Origin of the sequence: Streptomyces sp. AC555_RSS877, assembly GCF_019049245.1 — a bacterium.
In the GTDB taxonomy this organism is placed as follows: Bacteria; Actinomycetota; Actinomycetes; order Streptomycetales; family Streptomycetaceae; genus Streptomyces.
In genome coordinates this window covers 110460-117292 of the sequence record NZ_JAGMUK010000053.1, presented here as the reverse complement: position 1 = coordinate 117292, position 6833 = coordinate 110460, and the positions used below count along the sequence as shown (strand labels likewise).

General features: G+C 71.1%; 8 protein-coding genes and 1 pseudogene. 4 read left to right on the top strand and 5 right to left on the bottom strand.

Annotated elements, in window-relative coordinates; all coding sequences use genetic code 11:
* Positions 1 to 208: 208 nt before the first annotated feature.
* Positions 209 to 682, bottom strand: coding sequence for a redox-sensitive transcriptional activator SoxR (gene soxR, locus KUM49_RS23355; protein ID WP_217238863.1), 474 nt, complete (start codon positions 680 to 682; stop codon positions 209 to 211).
* 103 nt (positions 683 to 785) lie between these two features.
* Here soxR and KUM49_RS23350 point away from each other — a divergent pair, with 103 nt between their 5' ends.
* Positions 786 to 1247 (top strand): MaoC family dehydratase, encoded by a 462-nt coding sequence (locus KUM49_RS23350; protein ID WP_217238862.1) that lies wholly within the window; start codon positions 786 to 788, stop codon positions 1245 to 1247.
* 27 nt (positions 1248 to 1274) lie between these two features.
* Here KUM49_RS23350 and KUM49_RS23345 read toward each other — a convergent pair whose 3' ends face one another.
* The 3 genes from KUM49_RS23345 to KUM49_RS23335 all read right to left on the bottom strand — a co-directional run bounded on the left by KUM49_RS23345 (position 1275) and on the right by KUM49_RS23335 (position 3457).
* Positions 1275 to 1898, bottom strand: a complete 624-nt coding sequence (locus KUM49_RS23345) for a TetR/AcrR family transcriptional regulator (protein WP_217238861.1) — start codon at positions 1896 to 1898, stop codon at positions 1275 to 1277.
* Between the two features lie 91 nt (positions 1899 to 1989).
* Positions 1990 to 2235: a YiaA/YiaB family inner membrane protein gene (locus tag KUM49_RS23340; protein ID WP_217238860.1), complete on the bottom strand. Its 246-nt coding sequence runs from the start codon at positions 2233 to 2235 to the stop codon at positions 1990 to 1992.
* Between the two features lie 70 nt (positions 2236 to 2305).
* Complete coding sequence (locus KUM49_RS23335) at positions 2306 to 3457, bottom strand: acyl-CoA dehydrogenase family protein (RefSeq protein ID WP_217238859.1); 1152 nt, start codon at positions 3455 to 3457, stop codon at positions 2306 to 2308.
* A 98-nt stretch (positions 3458 to 3555) separates the two neighbouring features.
* On the opposite strand from KUM49_RS23335, the gene KUM49_RS23330 reads away from it, so the two are divergent.
* From KUM49_RS23330 to KUM49_RS23320, 3 genes are all read left to right on the top strand, one after another.
* Entirely contained in the window at positions 3556 to 4197 is a 642-nt protein-coding gene (locus KUM49_RS23330) for a TetR/AcrR family transcriptional regulator (RefSeq protein WP_217238858.1), read from the top strand.
* 34 nt (positions 4198 to 4231) lie between these two features.
* Positions 4232 to 4957 carry a helix-turn-helix transcriptional regulator gene (locus tag KUM49_RS23325; protein WP_217238857.1) on the top strand — a complete coding sequence of 242 codons (726 nt, stop codon included), beginning with the start codon at positions 4232 to 4234 and terminating at the stop codon, positions 4955 to 4957.
* A gap of 80 nt (positions 4958 to 5037) precedes the next feature.
* Positions 5038 to 5997: a DMT family transporter gene (locus KUM49_RS23320; RefSeq protein ID WP_374200194.1), complete on the top strand. Its 960-nt coding sequence runs from the start codon at positions 5038 to 5040 to the stop codon at positions 5995 to 5997.
* Here the strand turns inward: KUM49_RS23320 and KUM49_RS23315 are convergent.
* Positions 5989 to 6642 (bottom strand): annotated as a pseudogene (locus tag KUM49_RS23315) (MFS transporter); the annotation flags it as partial. The gene KUM49_RS23320 and the pseudogene KUM49_RS23315 sit on opposite strands and share 9 nt — an antisense overlap.
* Between the last annotated feature and the right edge of the window lie 191 nt (positions 6643 to 6833).

Here is a 6833-nt window from a genome sequence, read left to right as displayed (position 1 = left end):
CGGATCAGGTCGCAGGACATCCGCGGCGCCTCGTCGACGCAGGTGAGCGGGGCCTGGTGCGTCGAGCTGCAAGGCGGAGGAGGGCGTCGACGCGATGGAGGTCCCCCCGCTCGAGCGAAGTCGAGAGTGGAGGAGTCGGCAACCGACGACAACGCCGCAGATCGGCGTGCCAGGCCCCGCGTCTGCGGCATGATCCGCCGGACAGGACCTAGGCCGGCCGGTCGGCCCTCTGCTCCGCCATCAGCCTCGACCCCGTCAACCGCTCACCGAAGACGTCGTCCGGGTTGGACAGGACGCACGTGTCCAGGGAGAGGCAGCCGCAGCCGATGCAGTCGGTGAGGTGGTCGCGCAGGCGGTTGAGCTGCTTGATGCGTTCGTCGAGCTCGGAGCGCCAGGCCTCGGAGAGGTGCGCCCAGTCCTCGCGGGTGGGGGTGCGTTCCTCGGGGAGCTGGGCGAGGGCCTCGCGGATGGTGGCCAGCGGGATGCCGACGCGCTGGGCGGCGCGGACGAAGGCGACCCGGCGCAGGGCGTCCCGGGAGTAGCGGCGTTGGTTGCCCGTGGTGCGGCGGCTGCTGATCAGGCCCTTGGACTCGTAGAAGTGCAGGGCGGAGACGGCGGCACCGCTGCGGGCGGCGAGCTGGCCGACCGTGAGCTCGTGGATCTTCTCGGGAATCTGGGGCACCCCTCGAAGCCTACCCACCCCCTCATCGCGCCGGTCCGTTGACATGGGATGCGCGGCCGACCATGCTAAGCAGTCGCTTAGACATCACACGAGAGGCCGGGACATGGCAGAGCCGAGGATCTTCACGTCCGTCGACGACCTGAAGGCGGCGGTGGGCGAGCAGCTGGGGCACACCGACTGGCTGGAGATCGACCAGAAGCGGATCGACCTGTTCGCGGAGGCGACCGGCGACCACCAGTGGATCCACGTGGATCCGGAGAAGGCGGCCGCGGGACCGTTCGGCACGACCATCGCGCACGGCTACCTCACGCTGTCACTGCTGCCCCTCTTCGGACCGCAGCTGATCAAGGTCGAGGGCGTGAAGATGGGCGTCAACTACGGGACGAACAAGGTGCGTTTCCCCGCCCCGGTCCCGGTCGGCTCCCGGCTGCGCTCCACCGCCACGATCACCGGCGTCGACGACGTCCCGGGCGGCGTCCAGGTGAGCGTCGCCTTCACCGTGGAGCGCGAGGGCGGCGACAAGCCGGTGTGCGTGGCGGAGTCCGTCTCGCGCTACTACGTCTAGTACGTCCGGTGCCCGGCCGGCGGACGGCTACTTCGCCCCCACCATCCGCAGCACGAGGTCGGCGTAGAGCTCGCCGACCTCGTCCGGCGTGCGGGGACCGTCGACGTTGAACCAGCGGGCCACGTCGATGCACAGGGAGAGCACGGCGAGCGTGGTCCCGTGCACGTCCAGGACGTCGAACTCGCCCGCCGCCACGCCGTCTTCGATGATCGAGCGCACCTCGGCGTCGACCTGGCGGCGCAGGGCGAGGATCTCGGCGCGGGCATCCGGGCCAAGGGAGTCGAGTTCGTACTGCACGACCCGAGCGGTGGTGCGACCGCCCGCGTGCCAGCGGACGAAGGAGCTGACCGCGTCGGCGAGCCGCTCGGCCGCGCTGCCCTCGCCCCGGGCCGCCACCCGCAGGATGTCCACGGCCTTCTCGTGGCCGATCCTGCTGATGCGGTGGAGAAGCTCTTCCTTGGTCTTGTAGTGGATGTAGAGCGCGGCCGGGCTCATGCCGGCGCGGCCCGCGATGTCGCGGGTCGTCGTGGCGTGGTAGCCGCGCTCGGCGAAGGCCTCCACCGCGGCGACGAGCAGCCTCCGGGCCGCGTCGGGCGTGACCTCGCCCCACGCCGACGTCTCGCCGTCGGCCGTCTCCTCCGCCGTACTCATCACTGGCCCCTCTCCACTGGCACGACCCTCACCATACCGCCGAAGGTGAGCGGGCGCTTAGTGTGGCCGCTCAGCGCTGCGCGAAACGGGTTCAGCGCTTCTCGAAGGGGTGGTACGGACCGCTCGCCGCCTCCTGGCGGTCCCGGATCACCTTGGAGAGGGTGAAGGTGGAGGTCACCAGGTACAGGACGGCGATCGCGAGGAAGCCGCGCACCCAGGCGTCGCCGTGGAGGTTGTAGATGCCGATGCCGGTGGCCGCCATGGCCACGGAGAAGGACGCGACGGCCTGTCCGTAGAAGGCGGCCGTGTTCTGCTGCTTGCCCTGTGAGTCGCTCATGGGGACAAGGATCGGCGGACGTGGCCCGTGCCACATCCGCCGACGTACTCAAAGACGTACTCAGAAGCCCTCAGAACGCCGAAACCCCCGTCAGCGCCCGCCCGATGACCAGTTTCTGGATCTGGCTGGTGCCCTCGTAGAGGGTCATCACGCGGGCGTCGCGCAGCAGTTTGCCCGCCGGGTACTCGTCGATGTAGCCGTAGCCGCCGAAGACCTGGAGGGCGTTGTTCGCGGCGCGCACGGCCGCCTCGGACGCGAAGAGCTTGGCCTTGGAGGACTCGGTGGCGAAGGGCAGGCCGCGGTCGATCAGGTCGGCGACCCGCCAGGTCAGCAGACGGGCGGCGTCCACGTCGACGGCGATGTCGCTGATCAGTTCCTGGACGAGCTGGTGGTGGGCGATGGTCCTGCCGAACTGCTCGCGCTCGCCCGCGTACCGGACGGCCACGTCCAGCGCGGCCTGGGCTATGCCGACGCAGCCCGCGGCCACCGACATCCGGCCCTTGGCCAGGGCCGACATGGCGACCGAGAAGCCCTTGCCCTCGGGGGCCAGCAGCGCGGACGCCGGGACCCGCACGTCCTCGAGGACCAGTTCGGCGGTCGCCTGGCCTCGCAGCCCGAGCTTGCCGTGGAGGGTGCGGCGGGTCAGGCCGGGGGTGTCGGCCGGGACGAGGAAGGCGGAGACGCCCTTGTGGCCCAGGGCGTCGGTGGAACGGGCGAACAGGAGCACGACGTCGGCCCAGGTGCCGTTCGTGATGAACATCTTGGTGCCGTTGATGACGTACGCGTCGCCGTCGCGCACCGCCCGCGTGGTGAGGTTGCCGGCGTCGGACCCGGTGCCCGGCTCGGTCAGGCCGAAGCAGCCGACGTACGCGCCGGAGGTGAGGCCCGGCAGCCACCGCCGCTTGTGCTCCTCGCTCCCCCAGGCGGCGATGGTCTTGGCGACCAGACCGAGCGAGACGGACACGATGCCGCGCACGGACGAGTCGCCGCGGCCGAGCTCCTCCGTGACCAGGCAGTACGCGAGGTGGTCGCCTCCCGAGCCGCCGTACTCCTCGTCGATGGTCAGTCCCAGGAAGCCGACCTCGCCGAGCTTCTTGACGATCGACCGGTCGACCTCCTCGGCGCGGTCCCAGGCGATGACGTGGGGGGCGATCTCGCGGTCCACGAAGTCCTTGGCGAGCTGCCGTACGGCGGTCTGCTCCTCGCTGAGCTCCAGGTTCATGCCGAGTCACCCCACTGAGGACACAGATGACGGCCTGTGAGGACCGCACCTTTAAATTAGCACTGCTAGTTTCTTCTCGCAGCCCTACTATGTGCGCCATGGCCCGACCGCGCAAGCCCTTGCTGAGCACCGACCGGATCGTCGAGACCGCGCGGGTGCTCGTGGACGCGGAGGGCCTGGCGGCCGTCTCGACGCGCCGGCTCGCCGCCGAGCTGGGGGTCAGCGGGCCCTCGCTCTACAACCACTTCCGCACCAAGGACGAGATCCTGGAGGCGGTCGCCGACTCGGTGAGCGCGCAGGTCGACCTGTCGATGTTCGAGGACGGCCGGGACTGGCGGACCGCGCTGCACGACTGGGCGCTCTCCTACCGGGCGGCCCTGCGCGACCACCCGAACATCGTCCCGGTGCTGGCCCGCGGCCCCGGCCGCCGCCCGGCCGGACTCCGCCTCGCCGACGCCGTCTACGGCGCGATGGTCGCGGCCGATTGGCCGCCTGCGCAGGCCACCTCCATCGGCGCGCTGATGCGGTACTTCGTCATGGGCTCGGCGCTCGGTTCCTTCGCAGGCGGCTTCGTGGACGACGCGAGCGCGTACGACCCCGCCGACTACCCGCACCTGGGGCAGGCCCACCTCCTCGCCGAGCAGCAGGAGAAGATCGACGAGCGGGCCTTCGAGACCGGGCTGACGGCCCTGCTGGACGGGCTGGCCCTGCAGTACGAGCAGGTCAGGCGGGCGTCGTAGGACACTTCGGCGAGCGCCGAACCGTCCGTGTCCCATGCTGGGGCACATGACCTCGAAGGACCCGCGGGCGTCCCGGCTGGCCGCTCTCGCCGCTCTCGTCGCCGACGAGACCCGGGCCACGTGTCTGCTCGCCCTGCTGGACGGGCGGGCGTGGACCGCCGGTGAGCTGGCGCGGCACGCGGGCGTGGCCGCGTCGACACTGAGCGAACACCTGGGCAAGCTCGTCGCGGGCGGGCTGCTCACCGAGGAACGGCAGGGGCGGCACCGGTACGTACGGCTGGCCGACGCGCGGACCGCCCAGCTGGTGGAGGACTTCGCCGCACAGGTGACCCCGGGCGGTGCCGCCGTACGGCCACGGAACCTGCGCGAGGCCGCTGCCGGGTCGGCGATGGCCCGGGGCCGCACCTGCTACGACCATCTCGCCGGGCGGCTCGGCATCGCGGTCACCGACGCCCTCACCGAGCGCGAACTGCTGCGCCAGGACGTGGGATTCGCGCTCACGGACACGGGCCTCGACTGGTTCGAGGCGGCCGGTATCCACCTCGACCGCACGAGCCGCCGCCCCCTCGCCCGCGCCTGCCTCGACTGGACCGAACGCCGCCCCCACCTCGCGGGCGTCGCGGGCGCGGCCCTGTGCCGGCATGCCCTGGACGCGGGCTGGTGCGTGCGCATCGGCTCCGAGCGCGCGGTGAAGGTGACGGCGACGGGTGAGCGGGCGCTGTCGGAACTGCTCGGTATCGAGGCGGGCGCGTTGCGCTGAGTCAAGCCGGGGCGGAGCGCTCAGCGTCATGCCCGAAATCCGCGAGACTCCTGACCCTGTTCCCTCCTAACCTCTGGAGCATGATGAACTCGTCCCCCTCCCGCCCGGGCCGCCGCGCGGAACTGCTCGCCGCCGGCGCCGCCACGGTCACCGTGGTGCTGTGGGCCTCCGCCTTCGTGTCGATCCGCAGTGCGGGGACCGCGTACTCGCCCGGTGCGCTGGCTCTCGGGCGGCTGTTGACGGGAGCCCTGACGCTGGGGGTGATCTGTCTCTGGCGGCGGGAGGGGTTGCCGCCGCGGGCGGCGTGGCGGGGGATCGCGATATCCGGGGTGCTGTGGTTCGGCTTCTACATGGTGGCCCTGAACTGGGGCGAGCAGCAGGTGGACGCCGGTACGGCCGCCCTGGTCGTGAACATCGGGCCGATCCTCGTCGCACTGCTCGGCGCTCGGCTGCTGGGTGACGTCATGCCGCCAAGGCTCCTCGCGGGGATGGCGGTGTCGTTCGCGGGCGCGGTGACGGTCGGGCTGTCGATGGCGGGCGAGGGCGGGTCGTCGGTGCTCGGCGTGGTGCTGTGTCTGCTCGCCGCGGTCGGCTACGCGACCGGTGTCGTGGCGCAGAAGCCCGCCCTCGGCCGGGCGAGCGTGTTGCAGGTGACGACGTTCGGATGTCTGGTCGGGGCCGTGGTGTGTCTGCCGTTCGCCGGTCAGCTCGTCCACGAGGCCGCCGACGCGCCGGTCTCGGCGACCCTCAACATGGTCTACCTGGGCGTGTTCCCGACCGCGCTGGCCTTCACCACCTGGGCCTACGCCCTGGCCCGTACGACCGCCAGCCGGATGGGCGCGACCACGTACGCCGTGCCCGCCCTGGTCGTCCTGATGTCGTGGGTGACGCTCGGCGAGGTGCCCGGGCTGCTCACGCTCGCGGGCGGGCTGCTGTGCCTGGCCGGGGTCGCGGTGTCCCGCTCGCGCACGCGGAAGGCCGCGGCTCCGGGAGCGGTACCGGAGCCGCGGCCCGAGAAGGCGTCCGGGCGGTCAGCGTGACCGGGCCCGGTCCGCGAGGATTTTGATGGAGAGCAGGGAGATCACCGCGAGGCCGATGATGTAGCCGGACACCGCCATCGAGGTGCCCGTGGCCTCCAGCAGCAGCACCATCAGGAAGGGCGCGAGGCCGCCGCCGAACACGGCCGCGATCTGGTAGCCGAGGGAGGCGCCGGTGTAGCGCATCTCCGGGGTGAACAGCTCGGCGAACAGGGCGGCCTGAGGGCCGTACATGATGCTGAGGAAGCAGCTGGCGACGAAGGTGCCGACCGCGCGCCACAGCAGCGAACCGGTGTCGATCAGCAGGAACATCGGTACGGCCCACAGCGCGATGCCGGCGGCGCCGAAGGCGTAGATCCGGATGCGGCCGACGCGGTCGGAGAGCGCGGCGGAGACCGGGATCAGCACGAGCTGGGTGAGGCTGACGCAGAGCGAGACGGTGAGCACCGCGCCGCGCTTCATGTCGAGCACACGGGTCGTGTGGTCGAGGACGCCGGTGATGAGGATGTAGAAGGTCGCGGTGTTCACGGCGAAGGAACCGCCGGCCAGGAGCACCGTGCCGAGGTGGTCGCGGAGGATCGTGCGCAGTGGGGAGCTCTGCTCGGTCTTCTCCTTCTGCGTCAGCGCCTGCTCGGCCTGCCGGAATTCGAGGGTGGTAGCTGCTAGCCAAGGAGTGCGTACGAGGTCGAATTGACTCGATCGTGTGATGGTCGACATCCGGGCTTGCGCTGCATCGGGCCATTCGGGTTAACGTGATCTTGCGATCTGGGACGCCGGGTACGGCGTCAGCGTGCGGGGCCCCTGCTCTACCGGAGTGATGGTTCAGGGCCTCCCCGTCA

Bases quoted from the DNA above. Each gene is read 5' to 3' on its own strand.
- KUM49_RS23350 (WP_217238862.1), top strand. From the start codon at position 786: ATGGCAGAGCCGAGGATCTTCACGTCCGTCGACGACCTGAAGGCGGCG.
- KUM49_RS23340 (WP_217238860.1), bottom strand. From the start codon at position 2,235: ATGAGCGACTCACAGGGCAAGCAGCAGAACACGGCCGCCTTCTACGGA.
- KUM49_RS23325 (WP_217238857.1), top strand. From the start codon at position 4,232: ATGCTGGGGCACATGACCTCGAAGGACCCGCGGGCGTCCCGGCTGGCC.
- KUM49_RS23335 (WP_217238859.1), bottom strand. From the start codon at position 3,457: ATGAACCTGGAGCTCAGCGAGGAGCAGACCGCCGTACGGCAGCTCGCC.
- KUM49_RS23345 (WP_217238861.1), bottom strand. From the start codon at position 1,898: ATGAGTACGGCGGAGGAGACGGCCGACGGCGAGACGTCGGCGTGGGGC.
- KUM49_RS23320 (WP_374200194.1), top strand. From the start codon at position 5,038: ATGATGAACTCGTCCCCCTCCCGCCCGGGCCGCCGCGCGGAACTGCTC.
- KUM49_RS23330 (WP_217238858.1), top strand. From the start codon at position 3,556: ATGGCCCGACCGCGCAAGCCCTTGCTGAGCACCGACCGGATCGTCGAG.